The following is a 19,449-nucleotide window of genomic DNA, read 5'->3' on the forward strand; positions in this document are numbered from 1 at the left end:
CGTGTCGGACGGTTGGGCGGGTCTATCGATCACTCATGGCGATTTGTGCGCGATGGTGTCGTCGCTGCGCAGGGTGAAAATCTCGTATCCATCGGCAGTCACCAGAATCGTGTGCTCCCACTGGGCAGAGAGCTTGCGGTCCTTGGTGATCGCCGTCCAGCCATCGCCGAGAATTTTTGTGTCGGCCTTGCCCTGATTGATCATCGGCTCGATGGTGAAGGTCATGCCTTCAAGCAACTCGATGCCCGTGCCCGCTTCGCCGAAGTGCATGACCTGCGGCTCTTCATGAAATACTTTGCCGATGCCGTGGCCGCAGAATTCGCGAACCACCGAAAAGCCGTTCTTTTCCGCGTGTTTCTGAATGACTGCGCCGATGTCACCCAGTTTGGTACCCGGGCGAACGATCTCGATGGCCTTGTACAGGCACTCCTGAGTGACCTGCGAGAGGCGCTCGGCCCATACCGGTACGGTGCCTACATGAAACATCTTGCTGGTGTCGCCGTGATAGCCATCCTTGATGACCGTGACGTCGATGTTCAGCGTGTCGCCGTTCTTGAGCGGCTTTTCACCGGGAATACCGTGGCACACAACCTGATTGATCGAGGTGCAGATCGACTTGGGGAAGCCCTTGTAGTTCAGCGGGGCGGGGATGGCCTGCTGCTCGTTGACGATATAGTCGTGGCAGATGCGGTCCAGCTCTTCAGTGGTGACACCGGGTTTGACGTGAGGGCCGATCATTTCCAGGACCTCGGCGGCCAGACGGCCGGCAACGCGCATCTTTTCGATGTCTTCCGGGGTTTTGAGGGTAATAGTCATACAGGGTCTCTCGGCATGTCGTGTGCGCGTTCTGTGCGCAAAGGCGCGATTCTACCAGACCGCCGCGCGGCGAGTGATCATCGCTTCCTTTATATGCACGCGAGACGGCGGCAAAGACGTGGCGAAACAAGCACTTGATTGGAGTTCCGTTCTCTTTCCTTTTGTGATATAAAATGCGCCGCTTTCCAAGGTCCGTCCTGAAAGCTTAAACCCACACACGTGTCGACACGATGACCTGGGTGCCTTTGGCTCATGCCACTGGTTGGTCATTGGGATACGTGGAGGCCTAACCCGACTTATCAAGGAACTATCATGTCCCAAGTCACCATGCGCGATATGCTGAAGTGCGGCGTCCACTTCGGTCACCAAACCCGTTACTGGAACCCGAAAATGGGTAAATACATTTTCGGCGCGCGTAACAAGATTCACATCATCAACCTTGAAAAAACCCTGCCGATGTTCAACGAAGCACTGACTTTCGTTGAGCGCCTGGCGTCGGGCAAAAACAAGATTCTGTTCGTCGGCACCAAGCGTTCCGCTGGCAAGATCGTCGCTGAAGAAGCAGCACGTTGCGGTTCGCCGTACGTCGACCATCGCTGGTTGGGCGGCATGCTGACCAACTTCAAGACCATTCGTCAGTCGATCAAGCGTCTGCGTGAGCTGGAAGTACAGGCAGAAGACGGTACTTTCGCCAAGCTGACCAAGAAAGAAGCCCTGATGCGCACCCGTGATCTGGAAAAACTGGATCGCAGCCTGGGTGGTATCAAGGACATGGGCGGTCTGCCAGACGCTCTGTTCGTTATCGACGTTGATCACGAGCGCATCGCGATCACCGAAGCCAACAAGCTGGGCATCCCGGTCATCGGCGTTGTCGATACCAACAGCAGCCCGGAAGGCGTTGACTACATCATCCCGGGCAACGATGACGCAATCCGCGCCATCCAGCTGTACATGGGTTCGATGGCTGACGCTGTAATCCGTGGTCGTAACAATGTTGCTGGCGGCACCGACGTATTCGTCGAAGAAGCTCCAGCTGCAGCAGCTGTAGAAGGCTGAGTAAAAACGCCTGGCGTTTACTCAGTACGCGAAAAGGGGGCTTAGCCCCCTTTTTGCCACCTAGGAAATGATTTGTTGGTGGGCGAGCATGGATTTAGTGTCATGTGCCGCTGCCACCCTGAATTTTCAAGAATTGCACGCCCGTTCAGTCGGGTGGAATGGTTGAAGACCTATCCAAGAGGATTTTGAAATGGCAGAGATTACTGCAGCGTTGGTCAAAGAACTGCGCGAGCGTACCGGCGAAGGCATGATGGATTGCAAAAAGGCCTTGACCAAGGCTGGCGGCGACATCGAAAAGGCAATCGACGACATGCGTGCTTCCGGCGCGATCAAGGCCGCCAAGAAAGCAGGCAACGTTGCTGCTGAAGGCGCCATTGCTGTCAAGGTAGCTGAAGACAACAAGTCCGCTGTCATCATCGAAGTGAACTCGCAGACCGACTTCCTGGCTCTGCAGGACGACTTCAAGAACTTCGTGACCAGCAGCATCGAAAAGGCATTCGCTGACAAACTGACCGACGCAGCTCCGCTGATCGAAGCTCAGGAAGTCGAGCGTACCGCTCTGGTTGCCAAGGTTGGTGAGAACGTCAACATCCGTCGTCTGGCGCGTATCGAAGGCGACGTGGTCAATGCTTACCAGCACGGTAACAAGATCGGCGTTGTGGTTGTCCTGAAAGGCGGCGACGCTGAGCTGGCCAAAGACATCGCGATGCACGTTGCTGCCAGCAACCCTGAGTTCCTGCTGCCTTCGCAAGTTTCGGCCGAAGCGATCGAACGCGAGAAGGGCGTCTTCCTGCAACTGAACGAAGACAAGATCAAAGGCAAGCCTGCTGAAATCGTCGAGAAGATGGTTGCCGGTCGTATCTCCAAGTTCCTGGCTGAAGCAAGCCTGGTAGAGCAGGCGTTCGTCAAGAACCCTGAGCTGACCGTGGGTGCTCTGGCGAAGAAAGCTGGCGCTGAAATCGTATCGTTCACCTACTACAAGGTAGGCGAAGGCATCGAGAAGCCAGTCGACAACTTCGCTGAAGAAGTAGCTGCCCAGGTAGCTGCAAGCAAGAAGTAAGACGGTTTTTCATACGTCGCCCCAAAGAGGCTGCCCGCTCACGCGTGCGGCCTCTTTGTCGAAAGAGAAAAGGAATAATTTCCTTTGAGAATCGGCTCACAAGGCTGCATTCTCCCGACGCTCACGGAGCGTCAAGCTAGAGTAAGCGCAGGCTCCATATAGCCTGCACAGATTTTTTTCAGAAAACGCCGCAGGAGAGATTCGCAATGGCTCAGCAGGGCAGTGGTTATCAGGCTCGCTATAAACGCATTCTACTCAAGCTCAGCGGCGAGGCCCTGATGGGCTCGGAAGAGTTCGGCATCGACCCCAAGGTGCTGGATCGCATGGCGCTGGAAGTCGGCCAGTTGGTCGGTATTGGCGTTCAGGTCGGGCTGGTCATTGGCGGGGGCAACCTGTTCCGTGGCGCGGCACTGAGTGCTGCCGGCATGGACCGCGTCACTGGCGATCACATGGGCATGCTGGCCACTGTGATGAACGCGCTGGCCATGCGCGACGCGCTGGAGCGGGCTAACATTACTGCTATCGTGATGTCCGCCATCTCGATGGTCGGTGTGACGGATCATTACGATCGCCGCAAGGCCATGCGTCATCTGAGCGCCAAGGAAGTGGTGATCTTCGCTGCGGGAACAGGTAATCCGTTCTTCACGACAGATTCGGCCGCTTGTCTGCGTGCTATCGAAATCGACGCTGATGTGGTGCTCAAGGCAACCAAGGTTGACGGTGTATACACCGCAGATCCGTTCAAAGACCCCAATGCCGAGAAGTTCGATCGTCTCTCCTACGATGAAGTGCTGGATCGCAAGCTGGGCGTCATGGATCTCACCGCAATCTGCCTGTGCCGCGACCACAAGATGCCGTTGCGCGTTTTCAATATGAACAAACCCGGTGCCCTCCTGAATATTGTCCACGGTGGCGCCGAAGGAACCCTGATCGAGGAAGTTCAACAATGATCAACGAAATCAAGAAAGATGCTCAGGCGCGCATGCAGAAATCGCTCGAATCCCTGAGCCATGCCTTTGGCCAGATTCGTACCGGCAAGGCTCACCCAAGTGTCCTGGGCAGCGTGATGGTGCCTTACTACGGTGCCGACACCCCGTTGAGCGGTGTTGCCAATGTCACGGTGAAAGACTCTCGTACCCTGCAGGTCGTGGCTTTCGAGCGCAACATGCTGGCAGCCGTCGACAAGGCGATCCAGAGCGCGGGTCTGAATCTCAATCCGACCAACCTCGGTGAGATGCTGCTGATCTCCATGCCGGCCCTGACCGAGGAGACCCGCAAGGGCTTCACCAAGCAGGCGCGCAGCGCTGCTGAAGATGCTCGCGTTGCCGTGCGCAACATTCGCCGCGATGCGCTGGGTGACCTGAAAAAGCTGGTCAAGGATAAGGAAATCAGCGAAGACGAAGAGCGTCGTGCGGCTGCCGATATCCAGAAGCTGACCGACAAGGCTGAAGCGGATATCGATGCTGCAACCAAGACAAAAGAAGCTGACCTGATGGCCGTATAAGGTTCGGGGCGCTTTAATGGAAAAGACAAAATCGACCGGGCCGTCATCGGCGCCGCGCCACATTGCGATCATCATGGATGGCAATAATCGCTGGGCCAAGAAGCGCCTGTTGCCAGGTGTTGCCGGTCACAAGGCGGGCGTTGATGCCGTGCGTGCCGTTATCGAGGTCTGTGCGGAAGCCAAGGTCGAGGTGCTGACACTGTTCGCGTTCTCCAGTGAAAACTGGCAGCGCCCGGCTGATGAAGTCGGTGCGCTGATGGAGCTGTTCTTCACGGCCTTGCGCCGTGAGACCAAGCGTCTGAACGAAAACGACATCAGTCTGCGAATCATCGGCGATCGCTCACGCTTTCACCCCGAGCTTCAGGCAGCAATGCGTGAGGCCGAGCAGCGGACGTCCGGTAACAGCCGCTTTGTTCTTCAGATCGCCGCCAACTATGGCGGTCAGTGGGATATCGCCCAGGCCGCTCAACGTCTGGCGCGTGAAGTCCAGGCCGGTCATCTGCAGCCGGAAGACATCACGCCGGAACTGCTGCAGACCTGCCTGGCGACAGGTGACCTGCCTTTACCGGACCTGTGTATTCGTACGGGTGGCGAGCACCGCATCAGCAACTTTCTGCTTTGGCAGCTGGCGTATGCCGAGCTTTATTTCTCCGACCTGTTCTGGCCGGACTTCAAACACGATGCCATGCGCGCTGCGCTGGCTGATTTCGCTTCCCGCCAACGTCGCTTCGGTAAAACGAGCGAGCAGGTAGAAGCTGGAGCCCGGGCTTAATGCTGAAACAACGGATCATCACGGCACTCATTCTGTTGCCGATCGCCCTTTGCGGCTTTTTTCTGCTGACCGGTGCATATTTCGCGCTGTTCATCGGTTTCGTGGTCGTGCTGGGTGCATGGGAATGGGCTCGACTTGCAGGCTTTGCCGCTCAGTCGATGCGCGTCGGCTACGCCGCCGTGGTGGCTGTGCTGCTTTTTCTCATGTACCTGCTGCCCGGGCTTGAGCCCTGGGTTCTGGTCGCTGCTGTCATCTGGTGGGCGGTAGCCACCTTCCTGGTGCTGACCTACCCCGACTCCAGCGAGCACTGGGCCAGCGCCGCCTGCAAGCTGGTGATCGGTCTTCTCATCCTGCTGCCTGCCTGGCAGGGGCTGGTGCTGATCAAGCAGTGGCCGCTGGGCAACTGGCTGATCCTTGCAGTAATGGTTCTGGTATGGGCGGCTGATATCGGCGCCTATTTCTCGGGCAAGGCATTCGGCAAGCGCAAGCTGGCACCCAAGGTGAGTCCGGGTAAAAGCTGGGAAGGCGTATACGGCGGCCTGGCAGTCAGTCTTGGTATCACAGCGGCAGTAGGCATTTCCCGCGACTGGACGGTTGCTCAGTTCATTGGCGGTCTGCTGGGCGCTGCCGTTGTGGTATTCATTTCGGTGATCGGTGATCTGACCGAGAGCATGTTCAAGCGTCAGTCGGGTGTGAAGGACAGCAGCAACCTGCTTCCGGGACATGGCGGCGTTCTGGACCGTATCGACAGTCTGACCGCGGCCATTCCAGTGTTTGCAGTGCTGCTCTGGGCTGCCGACTGGGGTGTCATGTGAGTCGTGTGCAACAGATCACTGTTCTGGGTGCAACCGGCTCTATCGGTTTAAGCACGCTGGATGTAGTTGCTCGTCATCCGTCGCTCTATCAGGTGTTTGCGCTGACGGGTTTCACGCGTCTGAGCGAGCTGCTGGCGTTGTGCATCAGGCATACGCCGCAATTTGCCGTGGTGCCCGAGCAGGCCGCGGCGCGCAAGCTGCAGGATGATCTCGCCGCTGCCGGGCTCGATACGCGCGTGCTGGTGGGAGAAGAGGGGCTTTGCCAAGTGTCGGCTCATCCTCAGGTCGATGCCGTCATGGCAGCCATTGTCGGTGCAGCAGGTCTGCGCCCGACACTGGCGGCTGTCGAGGCGGGCAAGAAGGTACTGCTGGCCAACAAGGAGGCGCTGGTCATGTCCGGCGCGCTGTTCATGCAGGCGGTCCGTCACAGCGGAGCGGTCCTGCTGCCCATCGACAGCGAACACAATGCAATCTTTCAGTGCCTGCCTGCGGATTTTGCCCGCGGTCTGGGGGCGGTCGGTGTCAGGCGCATCATGCTGACTGCCTCGGGTGGTCCGTTCCGTCAGACGCCTCTGGACCAACTGCACCATGTGACACCCGATCAGGCCTGCGCCCATCCGGTGTGGTCCATGGGGCGCAAGATTTCCGTCGACTCCGCCACCATGATGAACAAGGGGCTTGAGCTCATCGAGGCCTGCTGGCTGTTCGATGCTCGTCCTTCTCAGGTGGAGGTCGTGATTCATCCGCAGAGTGTGATCCACTCGCTGGTGGACTACGTTGATGGCTCGGTGCTCGCCCAGCTTGGCAATCCTGACATGCGTACGCCAATCGCCAATGCGCTGGCCTGGCCTGCGCGTGTAGAATCGGGCGTGGCGCCGCTAGATCTGTTTCGCATCGGCCAACTGGACTTTCAGGAGCCCGATGAAGAGCGTTTTCCGTGCCTGCGACTGGCTCGTCAGGCGGCGGAGGCGGGCGGCAGTGCTCCCGCGATGCTCAATGCGGCGAACGAAGTTGCGGTGGCTGCGTTTCTGGACGGGCGTATTCGTTATCTGGAGATCGCCGCTATCATCGAGGATGTGTTGAATCTCGAGCCGGCCACTCAGGTCGAAGACCTCGAAGCGGTATTCGCAGCAGATGGCCGGGCTCGAATGCTTGCCACTCAGTGGCTGGAACGACACAGTCGTTGAAGCTGCAGGAATCAGTGAAGGGATTGATGTGGTGCGTCACGTGCAGGTCCCAAGGTCTGCGATGATAAACACACTTGCCGATGAGTCGGTACCCGGAGAAAGTCGATGAGTGCGTTATACATGATTGTCGGCACCCTGGTTGCGCTGGGCGTGCTGGTCACTTTTCACGAGTTCGGTCACTTCTGGGTGGCGCGGCGCTGTGGCGTGAAGGTTCTGCGGTTTTCCGTAGGCTTCGGTACGCCGCTGGTGCGCTGGCACGACCGTCAGGGCACCGAATACGTCGTTGCGGCCATTCCTCTGGGCGGCTATGTGAAGATGCTCGATGAGCGCGAAGGCAATGTTCCGCCCGAGCTCGCCGACCAGTCCTTCAACCGCAAGACGGTGTATCAGCGTTTCGCCATCGTCGCGGCAGGTCCTGTTGCCAATTTCCTTCTGGCCATTGCGTTCTTCTGGGTCCTGGCGATGCTGGGCACCCAGCAGGTTCGTCCTGTGATCGGCGCAGTTGAAGCCGGAAGTATCGCCCAGCATGCCGGTCTGGCAGCAGGGCAGGAAATCATGTCCATCGACGGCGAGCCTGTTTCGGGTTGGTCCGCGGTCAATCTGCAGCTGGTACGTCGGCTGGGCGAAAGCGGCACGATCGCTGTCACTCTTCGGGAGCCTGGCTCCACGGCCGATACTTCCCGCGAGCTGGTTCTGGATAACTGGTTGAAAGGTGCGGAAGAGCCCGATCCGATCAAGTCCCTGGGTATTCGCGGCGACCTGCCTTGCCGCCGGTGCTGGAAGAGCTTGATCCGAAGGGACCCGCTCAGGCAGCGGGTCTCAGAATGGGAGATCGTCTGATCTCGGTGGATGGTCAGCCGCTCAATGAGTGGCAGCAGGTCGTCGACTGGGTGCGTGAGCGTCCGGGGGCAAAGGTTTCGTTGCGTATCGAGCGTGATGGTGCGCAACTCGAATTTCCTGTCACTCTGGCTGCGCGTGGCGAAGGTCAGGCGGCAGCCGGTTACCTGGGTGCAGGCGTCAAAGGTGTAGACTGGCCAGCCGAAATGGTCCGCGAGGTCAGCTACGGTCCTTTCGCCGCCATGGCGGAGGGCGTGAAGCGTACCTGGACCATGAGCGTGCTGACGCTGGATTCACTCAAGAAAATGTTGTTCGGTGAGCTCTCGGTAAAAAACTTGAGTGGACCGATAACCATTGCTAAAGTGGCGGGCGCTTCGGCCCAGTCGGGTATCGGAGACTTTCTGAACTTCCTCGCTTATCTGAGCATAAGCCTCGGGGTTCTGAATTTGCTGCCCATTCCCGTCCTGGACGGGGGGCATTTGCTGTTTTATCTGATCGAGTGGGCGCGTGGTCGTCCCCTTTCGGAAAAGGTTCAAGGTTGGGGGGCGCAGATCGGTATCAGTCTGGTTGTGGGCGTTATGTTGCTCGCGCTGGTCAACGATCTGGGTCGACTGTAAAGCGTTGCCGAGTTGCGAATCTGCCGCATTTTGCGGCAGTTTGTTTATTGCCAGTTGGAATAAGAAAGGACTTCATGAAACGTCTGCTGCTAACTGCGGTTCTTGCCGCACTGATGATCGCTGAAGTTCACGCCGAGTCCTTCACCATCTCCGATATCCGTGTCAACGGCCTCCAGCGGGTTTCCGCCGGCAGTGTCTTTGGCGCACTGCCGCTCAACGTGGGCGAGCAGGCGGACGACGGTCGTCTGGTCGATGCCACTCGTGCGTTGTTCAAGACCGGCTTCTTTCAAGATATCCAGCTGGGTCGCGATGGCAACGTACTCGTCATCTCCGTTGTCGAGCGTCCTTCTGTTGCCAGCATCGAGATCGAAGGCAACAAGGCGATCTCCACCGAAGACCTCATGAAAGGCCTCAAACAATCGGGTCTGGCTGAAGGTGAAATTTTCCAGCGCGCCACGCTCGAGGGCGTGCGTAACGAACTGCAGCGTCAGTACGTGGCCCAGGGTCGCTACTCTGCCGAGGTTGCCGCCGAAGTCGTGCCGCAACCGCGCAACCGTGTCGGCCTCAAGATCAACATCAATGAAGGCACCGTTGCCTCCATTCAGCACATCAACGTCGTGGGCAACACCGTGTTCCCCGACGAGGATCTGATCGACCTGTTCGAACTCAAGACCTCCAACTGGCTGTCCTTCTTCAAGAACGACGACAAGTACGCCCGTGAGAAACTCTCCGGCGACCTGGAACGTCTGCGTTCGTACTACCTCGACCGTGGCTATATCAACATGGATATCGCCTCGACCCAGGTCTCGATCACGCCTGACAAGAAAAACGTCTACATCACTGTGAACGTCAACGAAGGCGAGAAGTACAGCGTCAAGTCGGTCAAGCTCAGCGGTGACCTGAAAGTCCCTGAAGATCAGGTCAAGTCCCTGATGCTGGTTCAGCCAGGTCAGGTGTTCTCGCGCAAGGTCATGACCACGACCTCCGAGCTGATCACCCGTCGTCTGGGTAACGAAGGCTATACCTTCGCCAACGTGAACGGCGTTCCGACGCCGAATAACGAAGATCACACGGTCGATATCACTTTCGTGGTCGATCCCGGCAAGCGCGCCTATGTGAACCGTATCAACTTCCGCGGCAACACCAAGTCTGCGGACGAAGTGCTGCGTCGTGAAATGCGTCAGATGGAAGGCGGTTGGGCTTCCACTTACCTGATCGACCAGTCCAAGACCCGTCTGGATCGTCTGGGCTTCTTCAAGGAAGTCAACGTCGAAACGCCGGCCGTGCCGGGCACCGATGATCAGGTTGATGTGAACTACGCGGTCGAGGAACAGGCGTCCGGTTCGATCACCGCCAGCGTCGGCTTTGCACAGAGTGCCGGTCTGATTCTGGGTGGTTCGATCAGCCAGAACAACTTCCTGGGTACGGGTAACAAGGTCAGCATCGGTCTGACCCGCTCCGAGTACCAAAGCCGTTACAACTTCAGCTACGTCGATCCGTACTACACGCCGGACGGCGTCAGCCTGGGCTACAACGCCTTCTATCGCACCACTGACTACGACGATCTCGACGTGGACGTGGCGAGCTATGCGGTCGACAGCCTTGGCGCCGGTGTGAGCCTGGGTTATCCGATCAGCGAGACGTCCCGTCTGACCTACGGCCTGACCGTACAGCAGGACGAGATCAAGACCGGTACGTACACCGTTGACGAAATCTTCGATTTCACTAACCGCGAAGGCGACAAGTTCCTGAACTTCAAGGCGTCCGCCGGCTGGTCCGAGTCCACCCTGAACAAGGGCGTACTGCCGACCCGTGGTCATTCCCAGAGCCTGGTGTTCGAAACCACTCTGCCGGGAAGCGACCTGTCCTTCTACAAGCTGGACTACCGCGCACAGTATTTCCACCCGATCACCGACAACTACACGCTGCGCCTGCACACCGAACTAGGTTATGGCGACGGTTATGGTTCGACGTCGGGACTGCCGTTCTATGAAAACTACTACGCCGGTGGCTTCAACTCGGTCCGTGGTTTCAAGGACAGCACGTTGGGTCCTCGCAGTACGCCGAGTTCGGGTCGCAATCCCGGCACGCAACCTGACCCGGATCAGGATCCACTGCCGTTCGGCGGCAACATACTGGTTCAGGGTGGCGTAGAGGTCATGTTCCCGCTGCCGTTCGTCAAGGATCAGCGTTCGTTGCGCACTTCGGTTTTCTGGGACGTGGGTAACGTTTTCGACAGCAATTGCGATTCCAGCAGAACGCGCAATGGTCAGCGTGTCGAATGCAACAACGTCGATTTGTCTGGCATGGCCAGTTCGGTCGGTGTTGGCGTGACCTGGATCACCGCTCTTGGTCCTTTGAGCTTCGCCCTGGCGATGCCGATCAAGAAGCCGGACGACGATTCCGAAACACAGGTTTTCCAATTCTCCCTGGGTCAGACCTTCTAAGCGTCTGATCTTTGATAACGCAACGAATTCTGTAGGAGTTGTATTGTGCGTAAGTTGACTCAATTGGTACTGCTGGCCACCGTTCTGGTTGCAAGCCCTGCTTTTGCTGACATGAAGATCGCTGTGCTGAACTATCAGATGGCGCTGCTGGAATCCGATGCTGCCAAGAAATACGCGGTTGATGCCGAGAAGAAGTTCGGTCCGCAGCTGACCAAACTGAAGAGCCTGGAAAGCAGCGCCAAGGGCATCCAGGATCGTCTGGTAAGCGGCGGTGACAAGATGGCTCAGCCTGAGCGCGAGCGTCTGGAGCTTGAATTCAAGCAGAAAGCACGTGATTTCCAGTTCCAGTCCAAGGAGCTGAACGAAGCCAAGGCCGTTGCTGACCGTGAAATGCTCAAGCAACTCAAGCCGAAGCTGGATCAGGCCGTTGAAGAAGTCATCAAGAAAGGTGGTTTCGACCTGGTATTCGAGCGCGGTGCGGTGATTGACGTCAAACCTCAGTATGACGTTACTCGCCAGGTCATCGAGCGCATGAATCAGCTGAAGTAATATGAGCGCGACCATCAAGCTCGGCCAGTTGGCCGAGTTCCTGGGCGCCACGCTACGTGGCGACAAGGACAAGGACATCAATGGGCTGGCCACTTTACAAGAGGCCGGCCCTGATCAGATCAGCTTCCTGGCAAATCCCCAATACCGTAGATTCCTGATCGACACTCAGGCCGCTGCCGTGCTGCTCAAGCCCGCAGATGCCGACAGTTTCGCCGGGGACGCGCTGTTGGTGCCCGATCCTTATCTGGCGTATGCCCGAATCTCCCATCTGTTCGATCCCAAGCCTAAGGCTGCTGCCGGTATCCACCCGACAGCGGTTATCGCTGACGATGCTGTCGTTGATCCTGCAGCCAGCATCGGCGCTTTCGCCATTGTCGAAAGCGGCGCACGGATCGCTGCGCAGGTCACCGTGGGTGCACATTGCTTCATCGGTGCCCGTTGCGAGATCGGCGAGGGTGGCTGGCTGGCCCCCCGTGTGACGCTTTACCACGACGTTCGCATTGGCAAGCGTGTGGTGATTCAGTCCGGGGCTGTGCTGGGCGGAGAAGGTTTCGGCTTTGCCAATGAGAAAGGTGTCTGGCAGAAGATTGCCCAGATCGGCGGCGTTTCCATTGGCGACGACGTGGAGATTGGTGTGAATACCGCCATTGACCGTGGTGCGCTCGCGGACACCCGAATCGGTAACGGAGTGAAGCTGGATAACCAGATTCAGATCGCCCACAACGTTCAGATCGGTGATCACACGGCTATGGCGGCCTGCGTCGGGATCTCCGGAAGCACGAAGATCGGCAAGCATTGCATGCTGGCCGGTGGTGTTGGACTGGTGGGCCATATCGAGATCTGTGATGGTGTTTTCATCACGGGCATGACCATGGTGACCCATTCCATCACCGAACCAGGCTCCTATTCTTCGGGCACTGCAATGCAGCCGGCCGCCGAGTGGCGCAAGAGTGCGGCACGTCTGCGCAAGATCGATGACATGGCCCGGCGTCTGCAAAAACTGGAAAAGATGGTCGAGACCGTGACCAGCGCCGGTAATCCTCCATCTGATGGCTGATACCTTTTTAATATCAAGCGTGCACAGTCGATAAACTGCCCCCTTGATGTAGAGGGGTGCTGCGCCATCGCGAAGCACCCCTAATCTTTACTACAGGCTTCCCCTCGAAATGATGGACATCAAAGAAATTCGCGAATACCTGCCTCATCGTTATCCGTTCCTGTTGGTGGATCGCGTCACGGAACTGGATATCGAGAACAAGACCATTCGCGCTTACAAGAATGTCAGCGTCAACGAGCCTTTTTTCAATGGCCACTTTCCTCAGCATCCGATCATGCCGGGCGTGCTGATCATTGAGGCCATGGCCCAGGCGGCAGGCATTCTGGCGTTCAAGATGTTGAACGCGAAGCCGTCCGACGGCACCCTTTATTACTTTGTGGGTTCGGACAAGCTGCGCTTCCGTCAGCCTGTGCTGCCGGGTGACAAACTGGTTCTGGAAGCCAACTTTTTGAGCTCCAAGCGCCAGATCTGGAAGTTCGAATGCAAGGCCACTGTTGACGGTAAAGCGGTATGCTCCGCTGAAATCATCTGTGCGGAACGCAAGCTATGAGTTTGATTGACCCTCGCGCAATCATCGATCCGACGGCCGTCCTGGCCGACAACGTGGAGGTCGGCCCTTGGTCGATCATCGGACCCGGTGTGGAAATTGGCGAGGGTACAGTGGTCGGTCCTCATGTCGTCCTCAAGGGACCGACCCGGATCGGCAAGCACAATCGCATCTACCAGTTCTCATCGGTAGGCGAAGATACACCCGACCTCAAGTACAAGGGCGAGGAGACTCGTCTCGTGATCGGCGATCACAATGTGATCCGTGAAGGCGTGACGATTCACCGCGGTACGGTCCAGGATCGCGCCGAGACCACGCTGGGTGATCACAATCTGATCATGGCGTACGCGCACATCGGTCACGACAGCGTGATCGGCAATCATGTGATTCTGGTCAACAACACCGCGCTGGCCGGTCATGTGCATGTTGATGACTGGGCGATTCTTTCGGGATTCACCCTGGTGCATCAGTTCTGCCATATCGGCGCGCACAGCTTTTCCGGCATGGGCACCGCCATCGGCAAGGACGTTCCGGCGTTCGTGACCGTGTTCGGCAACCCTGCCGAAGCGCGCAGCATGAACTTCGAAGGCATGCGTCGTCGGGGGTTCTCCGAGGAAGCCATTCATGCGCTGCGCCGGGCCTACAAGACTGTCTACCGCCAGGGTCTGACCATTGATCAGGCCGTTGCCGATCTGGCCGAGCCTGCCGCGCTCTTCCCTGAAGTGGCAGTGTTCCTCGAGTCGATCCAGGCTTCGACCCGCGGCATTACCCGCTGACCATGGCGAACCCATTGCGTATCGCGCTGGTGGCCGGTGAGGCCTCCGGCGATATCCTCGGGTCAGGCCTGATGCGTGCCATCAAGGCGCGACATCCCGATGCCGAGTTCATCGGCGTTGGCGGTCCGCTCATGGAAGCGCAGGGCATGCAGTCGTACTTTCCCATGGAGCGCCTGTCGGTCATGGGGTTGGTCGAAGTGCTCGGCCGATTGCGCGAGTTGCTCGCCAGACGCAAGCTGCTGGTCCAGACCCTGATCGATGAAAAGCCTGATGTTTTCATTGGTATCGATGCCCCGGACTTCACCCTCAATATCGAACTTCAACTGCGCCGTGCCGGGATCAAGACGGTCCACTACGTCAGTCCTTCGGTCTGGGCGTGGCGTCAGAAGCGTGTCCTGAAGATTCGCGAAGGTTGCGATCTGATGCTGACCCTTCTGCCGTTCGAAGCCCGATTCTATGAAGAGAAAGGCGTGCCGGTCCGCTTTGTCGGGCATCCGCTTGCTGACACGATTCCTCTTGAGTCTGACCGTGCTGCTGCTCGTGGCGAGCTTGGTCTGGCGGGTGATGTGCCTGTTGTTGCCCTCATGCCGGGCAGCCGCGGTGGCGAAGTAGGACGTCTGGGGACCTTGTTCTTCGAGGCCGCCGAGCGCCTGCTCGCTCAGCGTCCGACCCTGCGTTTCGTGCTCCCCTGCGCCAGCCCCCAGCGGCGGACCCAGATCGAAGAATTGCTGAAGGGGCGCGACCTGCCGATCACGCTGCTCGACGGTCGGTCGCATACGGCCCTCGCTGCGTGCAATGCGGTCTTGATAGCCTCCGGCACGGCGACGCTTGAAGCGCTGCTTTACAAACGACCGATGGTGGTTGCCTATCGTATGGCGCCGGTTACTTTCTGGATTCTCAAGCGGCTGGTCAAAAGCCCCTATGTGTCGTTGCCCAATCTGCTGGCTCAGCGCCTGCTGGTGCCGGAACTGCTGCAGGATGCGGCTACACCTGAAGCGCTGGCAGAAACGCTGCTGCCGCTGATCGATGAAGGTCAGGCGCAGACTCAGGGCTTCGACGAGATTCACCGGACGTTGCGCCGCGATGCCTCGAATCAGGCTGCCGATGCGGTTCTGAGTCTGCTTGGGCAAACGTCTTCACTGTGAGTAAACCGATGATACAGACAGGTCTGGATTTCACGCTGGTCGAGGACCTTGTCGCAGGCGTCGATGAAGTGGGGCGCGGGCCGCTGTGCGGCGCTGTGGTCACCGCTGCCGTGATTCTGGACCCGACGAGGCCTATCCTGGGGCTCAATGACTCCAAGAAACTGACCGAAGCCCGCCGGGAGAAACTGTTCGACGAAATTCAGGAAAAGGCCCTGTGCTGGTTCATCGCCCGGGCTGAAGTCGAGGAAATCGACGAACTGAATATTCTGCACGCCACGATGCTTGCCATGAAACGGGCTGTCGAAGGCCTGAGCATCATCCCGAAACTGGCCTTGATTGACGGCAATCGCTGCCCGCAGTTGTCAGTGCCTTCGGCGTCCGTGGTGCAGGGCGACGCAAAAGTGCCTGCGATTGCAGCAGCCTCGATCCTTGCCAAGGTCAGCCGCGACCGGGAAATGGCCGCGTTCGAGCTCATTTATCCGGGGTATGGCATGGGTGGTCACAAGGGCTATCCGACGCCGGTACACCTCGAAGCCCTGGCTCGTCTGGGGCCAACCCCCATTCATCGGCGCTCCTTCGCGCCGGTCCGTGCCGCTCATGAGGCGCGAGCGACCATCATGATGGCGCAGGTTTCATCGTCGATCGGGTTGTTGCAGGACTGACGTTTCAGTCAGGTCTCGCTACAATCGCGCCCTCGTTTTCAGTTTTCGCGCTATAGGATCACCATGCCGGCTTCTTTCGTTCATCTACGCCTGCACACCGAATACTCTCTGGTCGACGGTCTGGTCCGGGTCAAGCCGCTGATCAAGGCGCTGACCGGCATGAACATGCCTGCCGTCGCGGTGACCGATCAGAACAACATGTGCTCGCTGGTCAAGTTCTACAAGGCAGCCCAGGGCGCGGGTATCAAGCCGATCTGCGGCGCCGACCTGTGGCTGGCTGGCCGTGACCAGGACGCGGCGCTCAGCCGTATCAGTCTGCTGGTCATGAACGCCCAGGGCTATCGCAACCTGACAGAGCTGATCTCGCGCGGCTTCATCGAAGGGCAGCGCAACGGCCAGATCGTGATCCAGCGTGAATGGGTCGCTCAGGCCAGTGATGGTCTGATCGCGCTGTCGGCAGCGAAGGAAGGCGAGATTGGCATGGCGTTGCTCGGCGGTAATCCGGGCGAGGCGGACGAGCTGCTGCGTGAGTGGATGACGGTCTTTCCGGATCGTTTCTACATCGAAGTGCAGCGCACCAACCGCGCCAACGATGAAGAACATCTGCACGCCGCTGTTGCCCTGGCTGACCGCCACGGCGCGCCGCTGGTCGCGACCAACGATGTGCGCTTCATCAAGCAGACCGATTTCGAGGCGCATGAAACCCGCGTCTGCATCGGTGAAGGTCGCGCACTGGATGACCCTCGGCGTTCGCATAACTACAGCGATCAGCAGTACCTGAAAAGCCCGGAAGAAATGGCCGAGCTGTTCAGCGACCTGCCCGAGGCGCTGACCAACAGCGTCGAAATCGCCAAGCGCTGCAACATTGACGTGAAGCTGGGCACGCACTTTCTGCCCAACTTCCCGATTCCCGATGGCATGACCATCGATGAATATTTCCGCAAGGTATCCTTCGATGGTCTGGAGGAGCGCCTGTCGGTCCTGCTGCCCAAGGACACCACCGAAGATTACGAAGCCAGGCGCCAGGTCTATGTCGACCGACTGAATTTCGAGCTGGATATCATCATCCAGATGGGGTTCCCCGGTTACTTCCTGATCGTGATGGACTTTATCCAGTGGGCCAAGAGCAACGGCGTGCCGGTAGGTCCCGGCCGTGGATCGGGTGCCGGTTCGCTGGTGGCGTACGTACAGAAGATTACTGACCTTGATCCGCTTGAATACGACCTGCTGTTCGAACGCTTCCTGAACCCGGAGCGGGTTTCGATGCCCGACTTCGACGTCGACTTCTGCATGGACGGTCGTGATCGGGTTATCGACTATGTGGCCGAGAAATACGGCCGCAACGCAGTGAGCCAGATCATCACCTTCGGTTCCATGGCCGCCAAGGCGGTGGTGCGAGACGTGGCGCGGGTTCAGGGCAAGTCCTACGGGCTTGCGGATCGCCTGTCGAAAATGATCCCGTTCGAAGTCGGCATGACACTCGAGAAGGCCTACGAGCAGGAAGAGATCCTGCGCGACTTCCTCAAGGTCGATGAAGAGGCGGCTGAAATCTGGGAGATGGCCCTTAAGCTCGAGGGTGTCGTGCGTAACGTGGGCAAGCACGCCGGGGGCGTGGTGATTGCGCCCACCAAGCTGACGGATTTCTCGCCGATCTATTGCGACGAAGCCGGTGACGGTCTGGTGACCCAGTTCGACAAGGATGACGTCGAGGCGGCAGGTCTGGTGAAGTTCGACTTCCTCGGTCTGCGAACCCTGACCATCATCGACTGGGCGCTGAAAACCATCAACCGCGACCGCGCGAAGGTCAACGAAGCGCCGCTGGACATCGCGTTCATCCCGCTGGATGACATGCCGACCTATCAGCTGTTGCAGCGCGCCGAGACCACGGCCGTGTTCCAGCTCGAATCCCGCGGCATGAAAGAGCTGATCAAAAAGCTCAAGCCCGACTGCCTGGAAGACCTCATTGCACTGGTGGCCCTGTTCCGTCCGGGGCCTCTGCAATCGGGCATGGTGGACGACTTCATCAACCGTAAGCACGGTCGCGCCGAGCTGTCCTATCCGCACGTCGACTATCAGTACGAAGGCTTGAAGCCTGTACTGGCACCGACTTACGGCATCATCCTGTATCAGGAACAGGTGATGCAGATTGCGCAGGTCATGGCCGGCTATACCCTCGGCGGTGCAGACATGCTGCGTCGTGCGATGGGTAAGAAAAAGCCCGAGGAAATGGCCAAGCAGCGCGGCGGTTTCATCGATGGCTGCAAGACCAATAATATCGACCCGGATCTGGCGGGTAACATTTTCGACCTGGTGGAAAAATTCGCCGGTTACGGTTTCAACAAGTCCCACTCCGCCGCGTATGGTCTGGTGTCGTATCAGACCGCCTGGCTGAAGACCCACTACCCGGCGCCGTTCATGGCCGCCGTGTTGTCGGCGGACATGCACAACACCGACAAGGTCGTGACCTTGATCGAAGAAGTGCGCACCATGAAGCTGCGCCTCGACGCGCCGGACGTGAACACGTCCGAGTTCAAGTTCACCGTCAGCGACGATGGCCGGATTCTGTATGGTCTGGGCGCGATCAAGGGCGTGGGCGAGGGGCCGGTCGAGGCAATCACCGAGGCGCGTTCGAAAGGACCGTTCAAGGACCTGTTCGATTTCTGCGCCCGTGTCGATCTCAAACGCGTGAACAAGCGGACCCTTGATGGTCTGATCCGCAGTGGTGCGCTGGATCGTCTCGGCCCGTACTTCGAACTGGAGCCCAAGGCCTATCAGGCCAACATCGACCGTAACCGTTCGGTGTTGCTCGCGGCCCTCGAAGAAGCCATTCAGGCCGCCGAGCAGACTGCGCGCAGCCGCGACAGCGGTCACTCGGACCTGTTTGGTGGCCTGTTCGTCGAAGAAGACGCGGACGTCTACGCCAATCATCGCAAGACCCGCGAGCTGAGCCTCAAGGATCGCTTGCGTGGCGAGAAGGAAACCCTCGGTCTTTACCTGACCGGGCACCCGATCGATGAGTATGAAGGCGAGATTCGTCGTTTCGCCCGGCAGCGCATCATCGACCTGAAACCGGCGAGGGACACCCAGACGGTGGCAGGCCTGATCATTGCCCTGCGGGTGATGAAGAACAAGAAGGGCGACAAGATGGGTTTCATTACCCTGGATGACCGCTCGGCGCGCATCGAAGCGTCACTGTTTGCCGAAGCCTTCCATTCGGCTCAGTCACTGTTGCAGACCGATGCTATGGTGGTGGTTGAAGGCGAAGTAAGTAATGATGACTTCTCCGGCGGCTTGAGGCTGCGTGCCAAGCGCGTCATGAGCATCGAGGATGCGCGGACCAATCTGGCCGAAAGCCTGCGAGTGACGGTGCATGCCGATGCACTCAAGGGTGACCGGCTGCGCTGGCTCGGCGATCTGTGCAAGCGCCATCGTGGTGCCTGTCCAATCACGGTGGATTACACCGGTAAGGATGCCAAAGCGTTGCTGCAGTTCGGAGAAGCATGGCGAATCGATCCCGCAGACAGCTTGATTCAAGCGCTGCGTGACCAGTTCGGACGTGAGAACGTCTTTCTCCAGTATCGCTGAAGGCCGCAGGCTAGATC

At 58.5% G+C, this 19,449-nt stretch carries 16 protein-coding genes and 1 pseudogene; 16 read left to right on the plus strand and 1 reads right to left on the minus strand.

Going from position 1 to position 19,449, the window contains the following annotated elements:
- Positions 1–33 precede the first annotated feature (33 nt).
- Entirely contained in the window at positions 34–816 is a 783-nt protein-coding gene (map, locus tag AO065_RS23225) for a type I methionyl aminopeptidase (RefSeq protein ID WP_004879015.1), read from the minus strand.
- A 312-nt stretch (positions 817–1,128) separates the two neighbouring features.
- On the opposite strand from map, the gene rpsB reads away from it, so the two are divergent.
- The 16 genes and pseudogenes from rpsB to dnaE all read left to right on the plus strand — a co-directional run bounded on the left by rpsB (position 1,129) and on the right by dnaE (position 19,432).
- Entirely contained in the window at positions 1,129–1,872 is a 744-nt protein-coding gene (gene rpsB / locus AO065_RS23230) for a 30S ribosomal protein S2 (RefSeq protein WP_004879016.1), read from the plus strand.
- Positions 1,873–2,062: 190 nt separating this feature from the next.
- Entirely contained in the window at positions 2,063–2,932 is an 870-nt protein-coding gene (gene tsf / locus AO065_RS23235; RefSeq protein ID WP_004879018.1) for a translation elongation factor Ts, read from the plus strand.
- Positions 2,933–3,138: 206 nt separating this feature from the next.
- Positions 3,139–3,882: a UMP kinase gene (pyrH, locus tag AO065_RS23240; RefSeq protein WP_004879021.1), complete on the plus strand. Its 744-nt coding sequence runs from the start codon at positions 3,139–3,141 to the stop codon at positions 3,880–3,882.
- Complete coding sequence (gene frr, locus AO065_RS23245; protein WP_004879023.1) at positions 3,879–4,436, plus strand: ribosome recycling factor; 558 nt, start codon at positions 3,879–3,881, stop codon at positions 4,434–4,436. Before pyrH ends, frr begins: the two co-directional genes overlap by 4 nt.
- Positions 4,437–4,452: 16 nt before the next feature.
- Positions 4,453–5,208 (plus strand): polyprenyl diphosphate synthase, encoded by a 756-nt coding sequence (gene uppS / locus AO065_RS23250; RefSeq protein WP_004879025.1) that lies wholly within the window; start codon positions 4,453–4,455, stop codon positions 5,206–5,208.
- Positions 5,208–6,023 carry a phosphatidate cytidylyltransferase gene (locus AO065_RS23255; RefSeq protein WP_004879028.1) on the plus strand — a complete coding sequence of 272 codons (816 nt, stop codon included), beginning with the start codon at positions 5,208–5,210 and terminating at the stop codon, positions 6,021–6,023. The genes uppS and AO065_RS23255 overlap by 1 nt, the downstream gene beginning before the upstream one ends.
- Complete coding sequence (ispC, locus tag AO065_RS23260) at positions 6,020–7,210, plus strand: 1-deoxy-D-xylulose-5-phosphate reductoisomerase (RefSeq protein WP_004879029.1); 1,191 nt, start codon at positions 6,020–6,022, stop codon at positions 7,208–7,210. Before AO065_RS23255 ends, ispC begins: the two co-directional genes overlap by 4 nt.
- 105 nt (positions 7,211–7,315) lie before the next feature.
- Positions 7,316–8,664: pseudogene (gene rseP / locus AO065_RS23265) on the plus strand (sigma E protease regulator RseP).
- Between the two features lie 74 nt (positions 8,665–8,738).
- The gene (gene bamA, locus AO065_RS23270; RefSeq protein ID WP_004879031.1) at positions 8,739–11,111 is read left to right on the plus strand and encodes an outer membrane protein assembly factor BamA; all 2,373 of its coding nucleotides are present in this window, start codon (positions 8,739–8,741) and stop codon (positions 11,109–11,111) included.
- 45 nt (positions 11,112–11,156) lie between these two features.
- Complete coding sequence (locus AO065_RS23275; RefSeq protein ID WP_002554721.1) at positions 11,157–11,660, plus strand: OmpH/Skp family outer membrane protein; 504 nt, start codon at positions 11,157–11,159, stop codon at positions 11,658–11,660.
- Position 11,661: 1 nt separating this feature from the next.
- Positions 11,662–12,717: a UDP-3-O-(3-hydroxymyristoyl)glucosamine N-acyltransferase gene (gene lpxD / locus AO065_RS23280; RefSeq protein ID WP_004879033.1), complete on the plus strand. Its 1,056-nt coding sequence runs from the start codon at positions 11,662–11,664 to the stop codon at positions 12,715–12,717.
- 109 nt (positions 12,718–12,826) lie between these two features.
- Positions 12,827–13,267: a 3-hydroxyacyl-ACP dehydratase FabZ gene (gene fabZ, locus AO065_RS23285; RefSeq protein ID WP_004879034.1), complete on the plus strand. Its 441-nt coding sequence runs from the start codon at positions 12,827–12,829 to the stop codon at positions 13,265–13,267.
- The gene (gene lpxA / locus AO065_RS23290) at positions 13,264–14,040 is read left to right on the plus strand and encodes an acyl-ACP--UDP-N-acetylglucosamine O-acyltransferase (protein ID WP_004879036.1); all 777 of its coding nucleotides are present in this window, start codon (positions 13,264–13,266) and stop codon (positions 14,038–14,040) included. Before fabZ ends, lpxA begins: the two co-directional genes overlap by 4 nt.
- Before the next feature lie 2 nt (positions 14,041–14,042).
- On the plus strand, positions 14,043–15,185 hold the full coding sequence (lpxB, locus tag AO065_RS23295; protein WP_004879038.1) for a lipid-A-disaccharide synthase: 1,143 nt from the start codon (positions 14,043–14,045) through the stop codon (positions 15,183–15,185).
- Between the two features lie 11 nt (positions 15,186–15,196).
- The gene (gene rnhB / locus AO065_RS23300) at positions 15,197–15,847 is read left to right on the plus strand and encodes a ribonuclease HII (protein ID WP_032650197.1); all 651 of its coding nucleotides are present in this window, start codon (positions 15,197–15,199) and stop codon (positions 15,845–15,847) included.
- A 63-nt stretch (positions 15,848–15,910) separates the two neighbouring features.
- Positions 15,911–19,432 (plus strand): DNA polymerase III subunit alpha, encoded by a 3,522-nt coding sequence (dnaE, locus tag AO065_RS23305; protein WP_004879041.1) that lies wholly within the window; start codon positions 15,911–15,913, stop codon positions 19,430–19,432.
- Positions 19,433–19,449: the final 17 nt, after the last annotated feature.

The sequence above is a fragment of the Pseudomonas viridiflava genome (genome assembly GCF_001642795.1).
GTDB classification, from domain to species: domain Bacteria; phylum Pseudomonadota; class Gammaproteobacteria; order Pseudomonadales; family Pseudomonadaceae; genus Aquipseudomonas; species Aquipseudomonas viridiflava.

Bases quoted from the DNA above. Each gene is read 5' to 3' on its own strand.
- map (WP_004879015.1), bottom strand. From the start codon at position 816: ATGACTATTACCCTCAAAACCCCGGAAGACATCGAAAAGATGCGCGTT.
- rpsB (WP_004879016.1), top strand. From the start codon at position 1,129: ATGTCCCAAGTCACCATGCGCGATATGCTGAAGTGCGGCGTCCACTTC.
- tsf (WP_004879018.1), top strand. From the start codon at position 2,063: ATGGCAGAGATTACTGCAGCGTTGGTCAAAGAACTGCGCGAGCGTACC.
- pyrH (WP_004879021.1), top strand. From the start codon at position 3,139: ATGGCTCAGCAGGGCAGTGGTTATCAGGCTCGCTATAAACGCATTCTA.
- frr (WP_004879023.1), top strand. From the start codon at position 3,879: ATGATCAACGAAATCAAGAAAGATGCTCAGGCGCGCATGCAGAAATCG.
- uppS (WP_004879025.1), top strand. From the start codon at position 4,453: ATGGAAAAGACAAAATCGACCGGGCCGTCATCGGCGCCGCGCCACATT.
- AO065_RS23255 (WP_004879028.1), top strand. From the start codon at position 5,208: ATGCTGAAACAACGGATCATCACGGCACTCATTCTGTTGCCGATCGCC.
- bamA (WP_004879031.1), top strand. From the start codon at position 8,739: ATGAAACGTCTGCTGCTAACTGCGGTTCTTGCCGCACTGATGATCGCT.
- lpxD (WP_004879033.1), top strand. From the start codon at position 11,662: ATGAGCGCGACCATCAAGCTCGGCCAGTTGGCCGAGTTCCTGGGCGCC.
- fabZ (WP_004879034.1), top strand. From the start codon at position 12,827: ATGATGGACATCAAAGAAATTCGCGAATACCTGCCTCATCGTTATCCG.
- lpxA (WP_004879036.1), top strand. From the start codon at position 13,264: ATGAGTTTGATTGACCCTCGCGCAATCATCGATCCGACGGCCGTCCTG.
- lpxB (WP_004879038.1), top strand. From the start codon at position 14,043: ATGGCGAACCCATTGCGTATCGCGCTGGTGGCCGGTGAGGCCTCCGGC.
- dnaE (WP_004879041.1), top strand. From the start codon at position 15,911: ATGCCGGCTTCTTTCGTTCATCTACGCCTGCACACCGAATACTCTCTG.